The organism is Antrihabitans stalactiti, from assembly GCF_012932915.1.
GTDB lineage: Bacteria > Actinomycetota > Actinomycetes > Mycobacteriales > Mycobacteriaceae > Antrihabitans > Antrihabitans stalactiti.
Genome location: NZ_VCQU01000001.1, coordinates 1,157,397 through 1,174,072 on the forward strand (window position 1 = coordinate 1,157,397; position 16,676 = coordinate 1,174,072).

12 protein-coding genes and 1 riboswitch are annotated in these 16,676 nt (G+C 65.6%); of the genes, 5 read left to right on the forward strand and 7 right to left on the reverse strand.

Features of this window, described 5'->3' with window-relative positions; all coding sequences use genetic code 11:
* Positions 1-13: 13 nt before the first annotated feature.
* Together FGL95_RS05610 and FGL95_RS05615 are read right to left on the reverse strand one after the other, a co-directional pair.
* Positions 14-904 carry a serine hydrolase gene (locus FGL95_RS05610; RefSeq protein WP_206071445.1) on the reverse strand — a complete coding sequence of 297 codons (891 nt, stop codon included), beginning with the start codon at positions 902-904 and terminating at the stop codon, positions 14-16.
* Positions 894-2,405, reverse strand: coding sequence for a serine/threonine-protein kinase (locus FGL95_RS05615; protein WP_169585147.1), 1,512 nt, complete (start codon positions 2,403-2,405; stop codon positions 894-896). Before FGL95_RS05615 ends, FGL95_RS05610 begins: the two co-directional genes overlap by 11 nt.
* Positions 2,406-2,456: 51 nt before the next feature.
* Here FGL95_RS05615 and FGL95_RS05620 point away from each other — a divergent pair, with 51 nt between their 5' ends.
* Positions 2,457-2,804: a DUF4333 domain-containing protein gene (locus FGL95_RS05620; RefSeq protein ID WP_169585148.1), complete on the forward strand. Its 348-nt coding sequence runs from the start codon at positions 2,457-2,459 to the stop codon at positions 2,802-2,804.
* 14 nt (positions 2,805-2,818) lie between these two features.
* Here the strand turns inward: FGL95_RS05620 and FGL95_RS05625 are convergent, their stop codons facing one another.
* The 4 genes from FGL95_RS05625 to recC all read right to left on the reverse strand — a co-directional run bounded on the left by FGL95_RS05625 (position 2,819) and on the right by recC (position 12,099).
* The gene (locus tag FGL95_RS05625; protein WP_338079715.1) at positions 2,819-3,430 is read right to left on the reverse strand and encodes a C40 family peptidase; all 612 of its coding nucleotides are present in this window, start codon (positions 3,428-3,430) and stop codon (positions 2,819-2,821) included.
* A 12-nt stretch (positions 3,431-3,442) separates the two neighbouring features.
* Positions 3,443-3,596: riboswitch (cyclic di-AMP (ydaO/yuaA leader) on the reverse strand.
* A 108-nt stretch (positions 3,597-3,704) separates the two neighbouring features.
* Entirely contained in the window at positions 3,705-5,582 is a 1,878-nt protein-coding gene (gene recD, locus FGL95_RS05630; RefSeq protein WP_169585149.1) for an exodeoxyribonuclease V subunit alpha, read from the reverse strand.
* The gene (locus tag FGL95_RS05635) at positions 5,579-8,842 is read right to left on the reverse strand and encodes a UvrD-helicase domain-containing protein (RefSeq protein WP_169585150.1); all 3,264 of its coding nucleotides are present in this window, start codon (positions 8,840-8,842) and stop codon (positions 5,579-5,581) included. The genes recD and FGL95_RS05635 overlap by 4 nt, the downstream gene beginning before the upstream one ends.
* Positions 8,839-12,099, reverse strand: a complete 3,261-nt coding sequence (gene recC, locus FGL95_RS05640; protein ID WP_169585151.1) for an exodeoxyribonuclease V subunit gamma — start codon at positions 12,097-12,099, stop codon at positions 8,839-8,841. The genes FGL95_RS05635 and recC overlap by 4 nt, the downstream gene beginning before the upstream one ends.
* 80 nt (positions 12,100-12,179) lie before the next feature.
* Here recC and FGL95_RS05645 point away from each other — a divergent pair, with 80 nt between their 5' ends.
* The gene (locus FGL95_RS05645) at positions 12,180-12,491 is read left to right on the forward strand and encodes a hypothetical protein (RefSeq protein WP_169585152.1); all 312 of its coding nucleotides are present in this window, start codon (positions 12,180-12,182) and stop codon (positions 12,489-12,491) included.
* A gap of 72 nt (positions 12,492-12,563) precedes the next feature.
* Here FGL95_RS05645 and FGL95_RS05650 read toward each other — a convergent pair whose 3' ends face one another.
* Entirely contained in the window at positions 12,564-13,511 is a 948-nt protein-coding gene (locus FGL95_RS05650; protein ID WP_169585153.1) for a type IV toxin-antitoxin system AbiEi family antitoxin domain-containing protein, read from the reverse strand.
* Positions 13,512-13,676: 165 nt separating this feature from the next.
* Between FGL95_RS05650 and FGL95_RS05655 the strand changes: the two genes are divergently transcribed.
* The 3 genes from FGL95_RS05655 to FGL95_RS05665 all read left to right on the forward strand — a co-directional run.
* On the forward strand, positions 13,677-14,828 hold the full coding sequence (locus FGL95_RS05655) for a type III PLP-dependent enzyme domain-containing protein (protein WP_169585154.1): 1,152 nt from the start codon (positions 13,677-13,679) through the stop codon (positions 14,826-14,828).
* Positions 14,818-16,017: an adenosylmethionine decarboxylase gene (gene speD / locus FGL95_RS05660; protein WP_169585155.1), complete on the forward strand. Its 1,200-nt coding sequence runs from the start codon at positions 14,818-14,820 to the stop codon at positions 16,015-16,017. The genes FGL95_RS05655 and speD overlap by 11 nt, the downstream gene beginning before the upstream one ends.
* 131 nt (positions 16,018-16,148) lie before the next feature.
* Positions 16,149-16,676, forward strand: a 528-nt coding sequence (locus FGL95_RS05665; RefSeq protein WP_338079716.1) for a helix-turn-helix domain-containing protein, incomplete at its 3' end; no start/stop codon positions are given.

Consider the following 16,676-nt stretch of genomic DNA (forward strand, 5'->3'; position numbering starts at 1 on the left):
ACAGCCTGGCGGCTCAGTGGCAAGTGCCGCCAGGCAACTCGGCTGAATGCTGCGTGAGCCATTGCGCGAGTTGACTGATCATCTTCGTGCCGTCGGCGAAGGAGCCGGATTTCGGCTGTACCGCCAGCGCTATCGCGGTCTGCCCTGACGGCGAGTTCACCACGCCCAGCTGACGGACCAAGTAGCCCCCAGCAGTGTCAGGCCCCCAGCCGCCCTTGTACTTCGCACCGTCGAATGCCGATAATCCCCACTGTTGGTCGAGCGCAATCATTCCCATCAAATCGATGATCGGCGCAGCCTGCGGAAGACACGGCAGGTCGGCGGCGAATCGGACTTGTTCGCTCATCGACCACTGGGTCTGGCCGAACGCCGAAAATTCGGGCCGCACTTTCTCCTGCTGCACCGTCGTCGTCGTATCGCCCGCCTCCTTCAGGACGTCGGCCACTGCCTTCGCTGCGACGGGCGGCGTACCCAACAGTTCCCACAGGTGTTCCGCCGCATCGTTGTCCGAGCGCGTGATGGCGGGCTGCGCGTAGGTCGTTGCAGCAGCGTCACCTTCGCGAACAGCGGCGATCGCCAACGGCACCTTGATCGTCGACCACGCCGGACCTGTCGTCCAGTCACCGAGCGTCACCACATCTGCGCCCGTTCCGACCGGGGCAATCGCGACGCCGACCGATCCCGCAAGGGTGGAACGCAATTCGTCGAAGCTCTCACTCAGCGTCGACGCAACCTGCGTAGTCGTAGAGGCTGCCGGCGAGGACGGCGCTGCGACCGCCGGACTGGTCGGCGCAGCAGAGGCATCGCCCGAATTGCGTTCTGGGATGGTGCAGCCCGAGCTGATCAGGACAAGGAAGGCCGCAACGGTCGCGCTGATCGCCGCTGCTTTGCGGTCAGTAGACATACACAACCGCGTTGTCGCCGCCGACGCAGGTCACGAGCTTCCCGCTCGCCGAACAACTCATCGTGTACTCCGTATGTGTCACGGGACTGACCGCCTTGATCTCGCGCGATTGGCCCGGAGCGCCTCTGGCGTACGCGAACCGCACTTCCTCCGCGAACGGGCACGACGTCTTGTCGTTACCCATCGCCGACTTGTGGTAATCACCGGTTTGGCCGTAGACCGACGGGCATTCGTTTGCACCGGGCGGCAAAGTCAAGCCCGGCGGCGGCTGGGTGGTCGGGATTGCGGATCCGTTCGCCCCGGTCGGCACCGCGGCGCTGGTAGTACCGGCGCTCCTGGACGAGTTGTCGTTGTTCGGTTTCGAAAACAGCAGCCAGCCGACCACTCCCCCGAGCGCGAGAATCGCGACTACCAACAACGCGACCATGATCGGCACGGTCGACGACTTCGACTGTTGTTGTTGCGGCGGCGGGTACTGGGCAGGTGGCGGTGCCTGTTGTGGCCAATTCTGCTGCGGCGGGCCGTAATACGCCTGCGTCGGAACCGGCGCAGGCCGCTGCACAACCTGTGTAGGGTCGACCCGATTCGGCTGGACGACCGTCGGCGAACTACGACTGACGAGCGCGTCGACGACCGCATGCCCGAATTCACCTGCCGAGGCGTAGCGGTCAGCAGGATTCTTGGCCAACCCGCGCGCGACCACAGCGTCGATGGCGGGCGTCAGGCCGGGGCGAAGTTTGCTCGGCGGTGGCGGCGGTTCACTGAGGTGCGCCATGAGCAGCACGCTGACATTCGCCGCCGGAAACGGCGGCTTGCCGGTCAGGCATTCCTGCAGAACACAAGCGAGGGAATAGATGTCGGCACGGTTGGTCGTCTGCCCGACATCGAAGCGCTCCGGTGCCATGTACGCGTACGAGCCGATCGCGGTGCCGACCGACGTCAGCCCCGGGTCGGTCGTGTTGTTGGCGATGCCGAAGTCGACCAGATACGCAAAGTCGTCTCCGGTGACGAGGATGTTCTCGGGTTTGACGTCACGGTGCACCAGGTTGTCGGCATGGGCGGCATCGAGGGCCGACGCGATCTGCGCGATGATCTTTGCAGCGCGGTCCGGGGCGAGTGTGCCTTCGCGCCGCAGCACCGAGCGCAGGTCTTCGCCGCCGACCAATCGCATGTCGATATAGAGGACGCCGTTGATCTCGCCCCAATCGTGGATCGGGATGACGTGGGGTTCCTGCAGCCGCGCTGCCGCGCGTGACTCCCGTCGGAACCGTTCCTCGAATTGCTGGTTCTTCGCGAGTTCTTCGGACAGCAGTTTGACCGCGACCGTCCGGTCTTTGACGGTGTCGTAGGCCTCGTAGACCTCGCCCATCCCACCTTTGCCGAGCAGATCCCCGAGCTGGTAGTGCCCGAATTGGGTCCCGGAACGTGGGCCGCGCCTTCTATCCGCCAAGCTCGCACACCCCCATGGGTCGGCTGAAACACCTTTGACGATCGTAGACATGCAGGCCCAGCGTTCGCCCGCAAGAGACTACCCCGGCGTTAAGGTCCGATCATGAGGAACATGCAGGTTCGCGCATTGGTTGCGGTCGCCCTCGCTGCATCGCTCGGCGGTGTGACGGTCGCGTGCGACAAATCGGACCACACCGAATCGGCGACAGCCGCGCCAGGTGCTGATTCGTCCACGACGGCGATCGACAGAGAGTCGCTCGAGCTCGGCGTGGCGAAGGTCCTGGTCGATAGTTTCCGCGCCAAAGACGCAGTTGCCGATTGCCCCGACCCGCTGCACGAAAAGGCAGGGGCGACGGTCACCTGCAAGGTCAACATTTCTGGCTCACACGCAACAGTGGTCGTGACGAGCACCGATGACCAAGGTGGCTACGAGGTCGCGAAACCTCGCTAGCTACCTAGTACCGCTCAGATCCGACGCGCGGCGTAGAACGTTTGGCTGGACAGCGGCGAGTACTTGACCGGCTCCCCCGCAGTCGACGCGTGCAGGATCTGGCCATTGCCCGCATACAGCGTGACGTGGCCGCCACCGTTGGTGATGATGATGTCGCCCGGCTGCAAGTTCGCTTCCGACACCGGAGCGCCGACGTTCATCTGCTCGTACGACGTGCGCGGCAAGTCGATGCCGGCCTGGTGGTAGGCCCACTGGACCAAGCCCGAGCAATCGAACGCGTACGGACCCGTGCCGCCCCATGCGTACATGGCGCCGATCTTGGTGCGTGCGGCGTCGAGTGCACGCTGGCCGACTGTCGAATTGTTCGGAACCGAAAGCGACGGCAACGACGGCATGGGCAGCGAGTTGAACGTGTCCGGCAGCTGCGGGGCTGGGAACTGCGGAAGTTGCGGAAGGTCTGGCACCTCGAAGTTACCGATACCTGGAACGTTGATCGTCGCGGCCGATGCGGGTGCGGCCGATATTGCAGCGCCTCCGACCGTCGCTGCACCGACTGCGCCGACGACGACTGCCCCACGCATTGTGCGGCCTACGCTCGACTCGCGCTGCAATCTGTGTTTACCCACAGAAGTGGATCTCCTTCTTCCTGTTATCCGCTGACCGAGTTAGCTGACGGGTTCGGGCCGGGAAGAGCAGCCCTACTCCGCAGACCGCAAGCGGCCCTAGGAGATTCACCCCAGAGAACGTGGTTCCCCGGCTCGGAGCCAGGCTCCGATTAAGCGGTACCCCGCGTTGCCGCACCAGGGCTGGTGCGAAACGACTTCGCGAGATCACGGAAAGATTACGGAAGTGACGCGCCCGTGTCCAGTGGATGCCGAATCGTGTCTTGTTTCGAGCGTGTTACCAAACGCTGTTCCCGACAGGACGGCGCAAGCCGCTCGCGCGGAGGACCTGACGGCCGACTCCGGCGCGCAGCGCCTCCTCGGTACCGATGATCCGGACGTGCTTACGGGCCCGTGTGATCGCCGTGTAGAGCAGTTCACGGGTAAGTAGCGACGACTCCTGCGCGGGCAGCAGCACGGACACAGTGTCGTACTGACTGCCCTGGCTGCGGTGGATCGTCATCGCGTACACCGTCTGCAATGCCGACAGCCGCGTCGGATGCAGCAGGACCGGGTTGCCCGCCCGAGGAAACGCCGCCAGCAGCGAGCCGTCGCGTCCCTTGACGATCACGCCGGTATCGCCGTTGAAGATCTTCGACTCGTAATCGTTGACCGTGACGAGCAGCGGCTGGCCCGGGTACCACCGCATCCGCTCCAACGGGTGCCCCGTGGCCGCGCCGATCCATGCGGTCGCTTGGTGCGCCCAATGCGCCACGCCGTACGGACCCTCGCGATGGGCGCACAGCAAACGGTGCCGTTCCATTTCGTCGAGAGCTGCGGCCACGTCACCTGCTTCGGCCGCGGCAGTGACCGCAGCCGCCGACCGCACCACATCGTCGCGCAGCGCGTCGAGATCATCGGGAGGGTGCAACGACACCGCGGACGACGAACTGGCCAGCAACCGCATCACCTCGTCGGTCCGTGCCTCCCGGACCGCGACGGCTAGGTCCGCGATTGCACCTCCGAAGCGCCGACCACGGCTGAGCCGGATCACACCGTCACGAAGCCGGTCTCGCTCGGCCGCGCTGAGCGCCGCCTCCTTGGGGTCGTCGGCAGCGGTGAGGTCCGCCTCGACCACGCTCGTCAGGACCGCCGACTCGACCCCGACCGCGGGGCGAGCGACGAGGTCGGCCAGCACGGCGCCGGCTTCGACGGAAGCCAGCTGGTCCGGGTCGCCGACCAGCAACAGTCGCGCATCCGGGCGGATCGCTTCGAGCAGGCGGCACATCATCGTCAGCGGAACCATGGAGGTCTCGTCGACGACGACCACGTCGTACGGCAGGCGGTTGGCCGCATTGTGCCGGAATCGGCTGGCGCTACCCGGCTTCCAACCGAGGAGACGATGCAACGTCATCGCCGTCAATCCGCTGGGTAAGCCCAGTATGTCAGCCTGACTCGACACGGCCTCCTGCAGTTGCGCCGCCGCCTTGCCGGTCGGCGCGGCAAGACCGATCCGCAGCCCCGGACCGTGCTGGCGCAACAGCAACGCAAGAATCCGCGCGACGGCGTGCGTCTTGCCCGTGCCAGGGCCCCCCGCGAGAATGGTCGTCCATTGGGTCGTGGCAAGCGCCGCAGCAATCCGCTGGCGATCAGGCGCTTGCGACGGCTGGGACGGGTCGTCGGCGTCGCGAAAGTACGCACTCAACCCGCCCGACAGCTCGGCTAGGTCGACCTTCGGCCGGCTCCGGGCACGCTCGTCGAGGACGTGTCTGATCGTCTGCTCCTGCCGGAAATAGCGGTCGAGATAGAGGAGCTCGCCCTCGTCGGTCTCGACCAGGCGCAGCGGCCGCAACGGACCCGTCGAGCTGCCGATCACCAACGGACTGCGCTGCAGCGCCGCAACGACGTCGTCGACGTCAGGCCATGGCAGGGCTGCGATGTCCCGGTCCGGTTCCTCGACTGTCACTTCCGACATTCCCTGCAGTTCGACGCACACCGAACCCATGCGGACCGCGCGGACCGCCAGCGCGGTTGCGAGCAGAACGCTGTCGGAGGTTTCACCACCGAGCCGCTGCAGGCGAAGGGCAACGTGCACGTCGGCCGCCGCGAGAACGCCGGCCTCGTTGAACGTCCGCAGCACGCCCTCGGCCCGGTGAGCGAGTTGTACGGCAGTCATGAGCCCGCCAACAGATCGGACAGCTCCACGACCAACGTCGCAGGAGGATTCCAGTCGAACACACCGCAGCCGGGCGGCGTCTCGGGACCGACCATCCCCCGGACGAACAGATACTGCACGCCACCGAGGTGGCTCGCCGGATCGTAGCCGGGTAAGCGCCATCGCAGATAGCGATGCAGCGCAACGGCATACAACAAGGCTTGCAACGGGTAGTGCGCGCGCAACATCTCCTCCGCCATCCTCGCCCTGGTGTAGTGCTCGACGGTGAGATCGCCTTGACCGAGTCGGTTCGTCTTGTAGTCGACAACAACGAAGCGCGGACCGCCGACCCGCAGTACCGCGTCGATGCTGCCCGACAGGAAACCGCGAAGCGGCGTCGACTCGACGGTGTGCAACAGGTCCGCGTACGGTGCCAGCGCGTCGTCGGCGGGTAGGTGCTTGCGCAGCAATTCGGCGACGCGCTGCAGTGTCACGACGGTCGCCGCAGGCGTGTCACCACCGGCGAGTGGGAGCTCGAAATCCAGCTCAGCCAACCGGTCTCGGGTTGCGATTGCGCCCAGCGTGCCGAATCCCAGCGGCGTGTCCATGACCGGGAGCAGGGCCGCACCGAGGGCTGCGGGGTCGATGTCGGCGAGCCGCAACGCCACGACCTCTGTGCAGCGTGTGACGAGTTCGCTCGCGAGATCTGTCGTACTGGTGTCGACCGATTCGAGCACTTCGTGCACCAAGGTGCCGAACGCCGCCCCGGCGGGAAATCCGTTCAGTGGTGACGGGAGCCCACCGGGTGACAACTCTACGAGGGGTTCTTCCTCTGGTTCGTCCGTCTTCTCCGGTCGCTCGACTTCGCTACCCACCTGCGGCGTCTCGTGTACGGACCTGGTCAACGCAGAGTAGGAGGTGCGGCGCCACTCGGGATCGAGGGTGCGGTCGAATTGCGCTGCAGCCAACTCGGTCCGGGCGGCGCGTTCCGGCTGCCACACCACCGGAGCGGTCGGCGTTCCGACCGGTTCGACGGCGATCACCTCGCCAGCCGTCGCTCCCCAGGCGGTCAGCTTGCGCTCTGCGGTGGCGTCCTCCGGTACGACGATGCGCGACTCCGGCTCCGCCACACCGGGCATACGGCCCAACAACAGTCGGTGCAGGGGCGACAGTGCCGTGGAATGTGCAGGCGCCCACCACGCGACGACCTGACACATCGCGCGGGTCAGCGCGACGTAGAGCAGCCGCAGTTCTTCGCCGGCTTCTTCGATGCCGTTGCGCCGCTGCCGTTCCCGATAGCCCGGTCCGTACTGACCGCCGACGTCGAGTATCCGATTGCCCTCGTCGTCGTGGCAGAGGATGCTGCTGGGCGTCGGATTCTTCGCTGCGTCCCAGCCGAACGGCACATAGACGATCGGAAACTCGAGCCCTTTGCTCGAATGGATCGTCGCGATGTGGACCGCTGCGGCCTCGCTGTCCAGTCGGCGCGTGCGGTCCCTGATTCCGCTGGGCGCGGGGTCTTTGATCCGCTCGGTCAACCATCTGGTGAGAGCGGTCAGGCCGAGCGATTCCTCGACGCAGGCGCGATTGCACAGATAGGCAACGTGCCGCAGGTCGGTGAGCAACCGTTCGCCGGACTCCGTCGCCAGCAATCGCGCATCCAACCGCGTGTGCGACGACAGTCGCTCGAACAGCGCCGCAAAGCCCGACTCCGCGAACAGCCCCGCCCACTCCCGCAACTCGCCGCTCACCTCGGCGACGACATCGTCTCCGCCGCTGTCCAACTGCGCGGCCGTGTAGCCGAGCAACGGCGTCAGCGCCGCCAGGCGCACGCAGTCGGACCGATGCGGTTGCACGAGTGCCGCCAGCACCCGAAGCCACTCGACGGCGCCCTCGGTAGCGAAAACGCTGGTGCCGCTGGCCAACACGGACGGGATTCCGGCGCGGTCCAACGCATCGACCACGAAGTCGAGGTGAGTGAGCCTGCGCACGAGCACCGCGATGTCGCGCGGCTGGACCGGCCGAGCAATTCCATCGACCTCGAGCAGCGCACCGCTGTCGAGTAAGGCGACGATATCTGCTGCGACGTCGTCGGCGACCCGCTTCCGCAAAGCCTCTACTGTCGGAAAACCGCTGCTACCCAACCGTCCCGAGCCCGCACGCGGTACGTGGCGCAGTCGCAAGGGCTTGAGCGTCGGTACCCGCGACTCGGTGATCGATGCCGTGACCGGATGCACGACGATCGCCGAATCACCCAGCGCCGCACCGCCGTACAAGTGATCGAGCGCCTCGATCAGGCCAGCGTCACTACGCCAGTTCGTCGTCAACTCGAGGTGGTTGTCTGCGACCTTGGCGGCCGCCAGATAACTGGAAACCTCAGCGCCGCGGAACGCGTAGATGGCCTGCTTCGGGTCGCCGACCAGCACGAGCGTTGTCGTGCCGTGAAATGCGCGCCGCAAGATGTCCCACTGGATTGGGTCGGTGTCCTGGAATTCGTCGACGAGGACCACTCGATAGCGTTCGCGCACCCGCTCGCAGGCAGCGTCGCCGTGCTCGGCGTCGGTGAGCCGATCCCGTAGCAGGACGAGCAGGTCGTCGAAATCCCTTGTGCTCGTTGCCCTTTTGCGTCGCTCGACCTCGGCCCGGACCGCCGTTGCGAACGCCACGCGCTGCCCGGCTTCGGTGTTGCTCGGGCTGTCGGGAGCCAGCAGCGCATGCCGGTCGACGAGTGCTGCCCGTGCCACGCCGCGCGCCTGGTCGACGCTCAATAGCGGTGGCACCGGACCACTGAAGTTTCGTATGTAGAGGTCGTCGACAACTTCGCTGACGAGATCGTCGATCGACTCGACGAAGTTCGCGTGCGGTTCCCGTTCGCCTGCGATACCGAGCGCGTCGAGCATCCGCTGGCAGAAACTGTGCGTCGTCGCGATGGTCGCGGCGTCGAAGTCCGACAACGCCTTTCGGAGGCGGCGCCGATGCGTTGCGGTCTTGTCGGGTCCGCCCTGCGCCAGGTAGGCAACCAACTCGTCGTCGCTGGCCGCAGCAATGATCGGATCAGCAAGCGCCGCTTCCGTTCTCGTCAACCGCTCGCGTGTGCGTTCCCGAAGCTCGTTCGTCGCAGCAATACTGAACGTCACCAGCAACAGCTGCGAGAGGTCTGCGACGCCTTCGGCGACATAACGCGTCGCGAGCCCAACAATCGCGTAGGTCTTGCCCGTTCCCGCACTCGCCTCGAGAATCGTTGTGCCTTTCGGCAATTCACCGGTCAGTTCGAATTTCATGGGGTCCCCACCGTCTCGGCGCGCAGAATGGGTGCCCACAGGCGCGCTGCTAGGACGCCGAACCGCGTCAGATCATTCGCCCAGGCGCGTTCGTCGTCGCGTGGCTCGTCGGCGGCGAAGGTCGCGAACTCGGTCGGCGGTCGATACAAGTAGGCGACGTGCCGGTCCGTGCAGTCGCCGAACTTGCTGGCCCACTCGGCCGCTGCCGCGTCGAGGGCATCCTCGGCGTTCGCGCCGGAAAATCGGCGCTGTGCATACGTCGCCGTCGCCCCGATGGCCATAGGCAGCGGCGCGGTCAGGCCACGGTCGCGTAGGTCGACGAGCCTGCGCAGTTGCTCGTGCGCGTCCGCGGGCGACAGGAGCGTGGACCGCTGCAATTGATTCCGGCGTCCTCTGCCGGTCGTGATGGCTCGCCACAAGCGTGGACGGGCAACAGTGAGAGCGAGCAGCGCGACCCACGCTTCGAGGCGGTGCTTCGGCTTGAGTTGCGAATACACGGTGGTGGCGACGACGTCGTCGTAGATCCCGCTCACTGTCCCCGTCAGTTGCCGACCGTCGCCGAGATCGATTGCCACGTCGATTGTTTCGGGGGTGCCGGCGTGCACCGGTTTCGCCGCTGCGGCGATTGCGTCCACGGTGCGGGTGATGTCGTCGAGCACGACGGAGCCGAGGCGGTGTGGCGGCAACGTTCCTCGACGCCACTCGGCCGCGCGAAGTACGTCCATCTCCCCACCAGCAAGGCGAGCTGCGAGCAACCGGTCACCGATGGACCATTTCGCGAGCGAATCGAGCTCCGGATTCAACGCATCGACAACACCCTCGTCTTCACTGCGAACCCGAACGCCGAGGCGCTGCCAGAGAAAGCCCTGGGTCGGATTGACCAGAAAGTCGGTGAGCGCCTTGAGTTCCACGTCGGTGCGCCGATCAGGCAACGCGCCAGGCAAGAACGGCGGTGCCGGAGTCGGGGTGAGCTGACTCGCCGAGGCGCCCGCCAACGCGGCCGTGTCGAAGCCGAATGGATTCGCCGCGAGGAAGTTCAGCGGGTCGAACGGCTGCAGCGGGTGTCGGCGAACGACGTCCGTCACGTCGGCACCCGTGGTCGCCACGATCACGTCGATCAACTCCGCCAGCGGGACCGCGGGAGGTCGCGTCGCGCCGGAGACTGGATCTGCACCTGAATACAGGACGACCAACCGCTCACCGGCAGACATCACTGCGTCGAGCAACAACTGACGATCCTCACTGCGCGGATCGCGCTCGCCGATCAGTGGGTCGCGCGCAGTGATGTCGTCACCATCGAAACCAGCGCCGCGGGGAAACACCTCGTCGTCCAGGCCGAGCAGCACGACGACGCGATGAGGCACGGACCGCATCGGCACCAAAGTTGCCACCGTCAGATCGCCGGTCCGGAAGTTAGCCCGAGTCGGTTGCCCCGCAAGGCGATCCGCGAGCATCGCGCGCACGTCAGGGAGCCGCAGTTCGAGCCCTGAGCTGTGCTCCGTCGCCGCCCCCAACTCTCGCTTCGCTTGAGTCAACTGCCATTCGTCTGTGGTCGAGACCGCGGTGAGCAGGTCCAGTGCGTCGGTCAGAGCCACCGTCCATGCCTGCGCAGGTAGCTTCCCGGTGAGCCTGGCGAGGACAGCGGCAACTCGGTCGACGAATTCGGTGAACCGGCCTGCGAGGTCGATGTCGTTGCTGTCGACGTCGTCGAGCGGCAGCGACCGATCGAGCCAGGCGATCTCGGTTTCGTCGGCCGCCACCCCGAGCAGAATCCGGTCGAGACCCGTGGTGATCGTGTTCTGCGCGAACGCCGCCAGCCCGAAGGCGTCGCGTTGCCGCTCGTCGATCCCCCATCGCGCGCCCGACTCCGACGCCCAATCGCGCAACCGTTCCAAATTCTCGTCGGTGAAGCGGAAGTGTTTGCGCACCGGCGCGGTGGCCGCGAGGTCGAGCAACTGACTCGACGTAACCCGTCCGTCGGCCAACTGCAGCAGCGTCGCAACGGTTTCGAGCAACGGATTGGTCTGACTCAACGCGCGGTCGGCGAGGCTGACGCGGAGCCGATGGCCGGGATGTTCCAGCACACCCTGCCCGAATGCGGCGCGGACGAGCGGTGCGAAGGTCTCGACATCGGGGCACATCACAAGGACATCGCGCGGCTCCAGCGTCGGGTCCGCGGCGAACAGATGTAGCAGGCAGTCGCGCAGCACTTCCACCTGACGCGGTGCGCCGTGACACGCATGAATCTCGACCGTACCGTCCAGACTCGATGTGGCAGAAGGAGTTCGGTCGTCCCTGATGTCGGATTGCAGGGCGGCCAGCAGCGTTCCCGGTGTGTGCGTGCCGTCGTGATGTTCGTCGACGTCGACGAGCTCGCCCAGGCGCATCTGCACTTCACGGACGTCGCGAGACAGGCTGGCGAGCAGCGGATTTGCGATACTCACTGCGGAATCGTCTTCCGCACGACGACTTACCTGTGGCCACGCAGCGACTTGTCCCCAGAGCCGCGGGCTCGGGTGCGGAAGCCACAGGTGCACATCACGTTTCACGGCCAACGCGGACAACACTGTGAGCTGGGTACTGGTAAGCCGGGTAGGCCCGAACAACGACAACCGTCCGGGAAGGTCGACCACATCTGGCTCGTCGCGTAGCCGCTCGCACGACCGGTCGAGCCGCTGCGCCGGACTGGCACCGATGCGCTCGTGCACCCGCCGCCACAACTGCGGCTGCCACGCGAGATCGGCAGGGACCGACGACCCCGCGCCGTCGGTATCGCGACCTTGCGCCCAGTCGATGAACATTGCGGGCCGCTGCGCCCCGTAGCTTCGGAAGAGGTCCGCGATGTGGGCTGCAGTGTCGTACCGACGACCTACTCGAAAATTCTCTTCGCCTCTACCGAGGTGCGTCGCGAGCACGCCACACCACGGCTCGTCCAAGCACTCGTCGATGACCGCGAGAATCGACCACAGCAGGCGCGACTGCGACCACGGATCATCGTCGGCGTCGAAGCCGCTGGCTGCGGCAATCGCCTGGTCGACAAGGTGGGTGGGCGACGGGAATTCGATGTTGGCAGCCACTCCGTCGGTATCGACCGCCCCCAACACCGTCGACAGCCGCTGGTTCAACCACCGCTCCACACCTTTCGCTGGTACGGCGACGATTTCGGGCGTGAACGGATCAGCCAACGGGGACGCAAGGACCGTCGCGAGCCCAGCAGCCAACGTGCTCGATCGCTCTGCTCGATGCAACCTCAGCACGTCACTCCCTCCCGAAATCTGGCCCCGTAGACGAACGTGTGGGTTAGCGTAGGGCAAGGCTCTGACAGTAAGGCGTGACGATGATGAAGCGTGCGGCGGCGAAGTTCGCCATGGGAGCGGCATTGGCCATTCCCACGATGCTCCTGACGGCCTCGCCGTCCTACGCCGACGCACCACCTCCCCCGCCGCCGCTGTTCGACATCCCCGTCGAAGTGCTGCCGTTCATCCACGTTCCGCCGCCACTCGGCACGGTCGTCCCCGAGATCGGAAACAACGTCATCGACGGCGTAGTCGACTACAACCGCGCCAACCCCGCCCAGGTCCAAGGCGGCTTCGGCCTCTTGGCCGGCATCTTGTGCCCGATCGCCACCCTGCTGGGCAACCACTGCTGACCCACTCCGCGTAGGTTTTTCCGACTTCGCGGTGCCTATGGGGTGCGCGAGGTCGGCAAAACCGCCGCGACGTCAGCGGCGCCACCGTGGCGTTGGTGCGGATCGGGCACGCGCGAGCGCGCGGCGCCATCGCGCTTCGACCACCGCGAACTCGTCTAGTTCTTTCCAAATCCACCGAACTACCTCGGCACCGGTTTCGCGGAGGGTGTCCTCCCGCACCTTTTCGTCGAAGACGACAGAGCCTGGGTCTTGTCCTGGCAACAACAATCGACCGTATTTCGATTCGCCGTCGAACTCTCCGAGGACGCCCGCGTCGTCGTCACAGAAATCGGTGCGCCCCAGAAACTTTCCGGCTTCGTCGTGAACGTCGAACTGCAGGTCCGGAGTGATCCCGGCCAAGTAGAACCGGACTCTGCTTCGGGACTCACCGACGCTCTCGCTTCGACCGTCCATGAATTCGATCGCACGTCTTGCCGCAACGGCTCCCGGACGGCGTGGCCAGCGGTCGAGCGCACCCAGCAACTCGGCCGTCGTGACGTTGTACTTGCGCATTGCTGCATCCCCGACCACCACGGCCTGCTCGAACGGTAGCGTCCGCGCGAGATCAACGACGGTTCGTACCACCGTTGAGACCAGCAACTCACCGACTGTCGTTACCTCATCGTCATCGAAGGGCGCGCAATGAACGTGCCTGCGATTCGACTTTCCACCTCCACTCGACTTGCTGATCGTCAGGTGGACCAGGCGCAGACTCGTTGCCCAAAGCGGCAGGTCCCACATGACGGCCGCCGACGCGTGACTGATTGCAGCGCGGCTGTCGAGCGCGGCGATGGTCGCGTGCACAGCCAAGCGGTGCTTTGCCACGGCGTCGAGTTCAGCGATCAATCGGGGAAGTCCGTACACACCGGCTCGCACGCGAACCAGGCGACCGCTCGCACAGAATCGCCGCAACTCGTCGTCGGTGTATCCCTGTGACAGCGCATCCGTGCGCGAGAGGAGCGGTCGCTCGTCTTTTCCCATCAGTGCACCCTTGCGGTTCGAAACGCATCGCGAAACCCCACACCCGCGGGGTTGTGGATAACCCCGACCTCTCAGTGGTTTTCTGCACGTCGCGGTGCCTATGGGGTACGCGAGGTGGGTAAAACCACCGCGAGGTCGCTCCGCGGACCTGTGGATAATGGCCGGGTGAGCGAGGCGCTGGGAAGGATCAGGCAATTCCTGACCACTCATGCGCCGGCGATGCCGTGTTTGGTGATCGATGTCGACGATGTGGTTGCGCGGTTCGGTGAGTTCCGGGCCCATTTCCCCACCGCCCGCGCCTGCTATGCCGTCAAGGCGAACCCCGCACCCGCGATCGTCCGAGCGCTGGCCGAGGCCGGCGCGGAGTTCGACGTCGCGAGTCCGGCGGAGATCGACCTGTGCCTACGCGAGGGCGCTGCGCCGAGGTCGCTGTCGTACGGCAACCCGATCAAGAAGGCGACCGACATCGCCTACGCCTACGACCGTGGCGTTCGCGAATTCGTGACCGACTCGGCGGGCGACATCGACAATCTTGCTGCGCATGCGCCCGGCGCACAGGTGACCGTCCGGCTGTCGGTCGACGCGCCTGCATCGGTGACGCCGTTCGGACGGAAGTTCGGCTGCGGACCCGAGTTGGCGGTCGACCTCCTGCAGCGAGCCGAGCGGTCCGGGCTGGATGCGGCAGGCCTCGCGTTTCACGTCGGCTCCCAGCAGCTGGACCGTTCGGCCTGGGACATCGCAATCGGCACCGCGGCAAAGGTTTTCGCCGAACTCACGACCCTCGACCTTAGAAGACTCAATTTGGGCGGCGGCTTCGGCGTCTCCTATGCGGGCGAAGCGCCAGACTTGGAGCAGTACGCCAGCACAGTCCACCACTCACTCGACGCGCATTTTCCAGGGCACACACCGGAGATCGTCTTCGAGCCCGGCCGAATTCTCACGGCCGAGGCGGGCCTGATTCGGACCGAGGTAGTCCTCGTCAAGCCTGGCGATCCGCGTTGGGTGTACCTCGACATCGGGCGCTACAACGGCCTGGCCGAAACCGAGAACGAATACATCGCCTACCGCATCGAGACCGTGGAACGGCATCCGGAAACAGATGGCCCCGTGATCCTCGCGGGACCGACGTGCGACGGTGATGACGTGCTCTACCAACACACTCCGTACCGCTTGCCGAGCGACCTGAAGGCAGGCGAACGCCTCGACATTCTCAGCGCCGGCGCGTACACGGCGAGCTATTCGTCGGTGTCGTTCAACGGAATAGCGCCGCTGCGCACGTATTGCCTCGTCGACGGAAAGCTCGCTGATGAACTCTGACAAGGCATTTGCCGGCCATCACGTCCTAGCCGAACTGCGCGGCGTCGACTCGAAGCGCTTGGACGACGCACCTTTTCTCCAGGAAGCGCTGAGTAAGTCACTGACTGCGGCTGGCGCGACGGTGTGCGATCTCATCGCTCACCAATTCGAGCCGCAGGGCGTGACTGTTCTTGCGCTACTTGCGGAATCGCATGCATCGATCCACACCTACCCGGAGCTCGGCTCAGCCTTCGTCGACGTATTCACTTGCGGCGCAAGCGCGGACCCGCAACACGCGGCCCGGCTGCTGGCCGATGCACTGGGGGCAGAGTCAGTGGCGACGCGCGTCGTCGAGCGCGGACCTGCTCAGGTCCGGACCGTCACCGAATCCGTCGGCACCGGATTGACTCGATCCTGGAACCTCACCGACGTGCTGTTCGAAGCAGACACCGATTTCCAGCACGTCGTGATCGGCCGGACAGCACAAGGGATTTCGTTGTTCTGCGACGACGAGCGACAGTCCACGGACGCGACGCAACTGATCTATCACGAGGCTCTCATGGTGCCGGCTCTGCTGTTGGCCGAGCAGGTCCGACGGGTGCTGATCATCGGCTCCAGCGAAGGTGTCGCGAGCCAAATTGCCGTCGCCGCAGGAGCAGAGCGGGTCGATCACGTCGATATCGACAAACAAGCTGTGCAGGCATGCGCCGAGTACCTTCCGTACGGCTACTCCCCTGCCGACCTCGACGCCACCGACGGACCGACTCGCATTCACTACCGCGACGGCTTCGAATTCATCGCCGAAGCCGCCGCGGCTGGTGACCGCTACGACGTCGTCGTCATCGACCTTCCCGACGAGAACGACGATCCGGCCGCACAACACAATCGCTTGTACGGCAAGGAGTTTCTGCAACGCTCCGCCGAAATCCTCAGCGAGGGCGGCGTGCTCGCCTGCCAGGCCGGCTGCCCGACCGTGTGGCGCAACGACACGCTCCGCAAAGCGTGGGAACGGTTCAACGAAACCTTCGGCACCGTTGCCTATTACGGCTCCGACGAGCACGAATGGGCTTTCCTGTTCGCAAGGGTCGACGTCGTCGCCGACCCTACGGACCGCATGATCTCGCGACTCTCCACCGCGACCTACCGACCGGCCACCGTCGACCCACTCGCCCTTCGCGGCGGATCAGTGCCCCCGCATTCCCTGCGCTAGCTGCTCGTGAGTCTTTTTGGGCTCTACTGACGTAACCGTGGGTGGTTGTGTCGCATATGGGTGCGCACGCCGTTGTCCCAGTAGCGTTCTGGCTTGTCTAAGGTCGGTCGGCTACTTGTGCGGGGTACGGCGTGCGCGAATCCAGAATATGGCGTCGGGTGTTGGGTGTTCAAGACACGGTGATCGAACGCGTCTTTTTCGACGAAGACGCTGGTGCGGTGATCGTGTCGGTTCGTCCGCATGTACGGGCGAGGGATCGGTGCGGGCTGTGCCACGCGCGGTGCGCGGGGTATGACCGGCGTGCTGGTCGACGCCGCTGGCGAGGGTTGGACTGCGGCCAGGTCCGCGTCTTCGTCGAGGCCGCCGCTCCGCGGGTGTCGTGTCCCGAGCACGGGGTGGTGGTCGCGGCGGTGCCGTGGGCTCGCCACGGTGCTGGGCATACCCGGTCGTTCGATGACACGGTGGCCTGGATGGCGACCCAGATGTCGGGCAGTGCGACATGTGAGCTGCAGCGGATCGCGTGGCGCACGGTCGGAGCGATCGTGGCGCGGGTGTGGGCCGATACCGGGTCGGGGCGGGATCGGTTGACGGGGTTGCGGCGGATCGGGATCGACGAGGTCGCCTACAAGAAGGGCCACAAGTACGTCACGGTGGTCGTC

Excerpts from the sequence above, each read along its gene's own strand:
- FGL95_RS05635 (WP_169585150.1), bottom strand. The coding sequence starts at position 8,842 with ATGAAATTCGAACTGACCGGTGAATTGCCGAAAGGCACAACGATTCTC.
- recD (WP_169585149.1), bottom strand. The coding sequence starts at position 5,582 with ATGACTGCCGTACAACTCGCTCACCGGGCCGAGGGCGTGCTGCGGACG.
- FGL95_RS05650 (WP_169585153.1), bottom strand. The coding sequence starts at position 13,511 with ATGGGAAAAGACGAGCGACCGCTCCTCTCGCGCACGGATGCGCTGTCA.
- FGL95_RS05620 (WP_169585148.1), top strand. The coding sequence starts at position 2,457 with ATGAGGAACATGCAGGTTCGCGCATTGGTTGCGGTCGCCCTCGCTGCA.
- speD (WP_169585155.1), top strand. The coding sequence starts at position 14,818 with ATGAACTCTGACAAGGCATTTGCCGGCCATCACGTCCTAGCCGAACTG.
- FGL95_RS05610 (WP_206071445.1), bottom strand. The coding sequence starts at position 904 with ATGTCTACTGACCGCAAAGCAGCGGCGATCAGCGCGACCGTTGCGGCC.
- FGL95_RS05615 (WP_169585147.1), bottom strand. The coding sequence starts at position 2,405 with ATGTCTACGATCGTCAAAGGTGTTTCAGCCGACCCATGGGGGTGTGCG.
- FGL95_RS05645 (WP_169585152.1), top strand. The coding sequence starts at position 12,180 with ATGATGAAGCGTGCGGCGGCGAAGTTCGCCATGGGAGCGGCATTGGCC.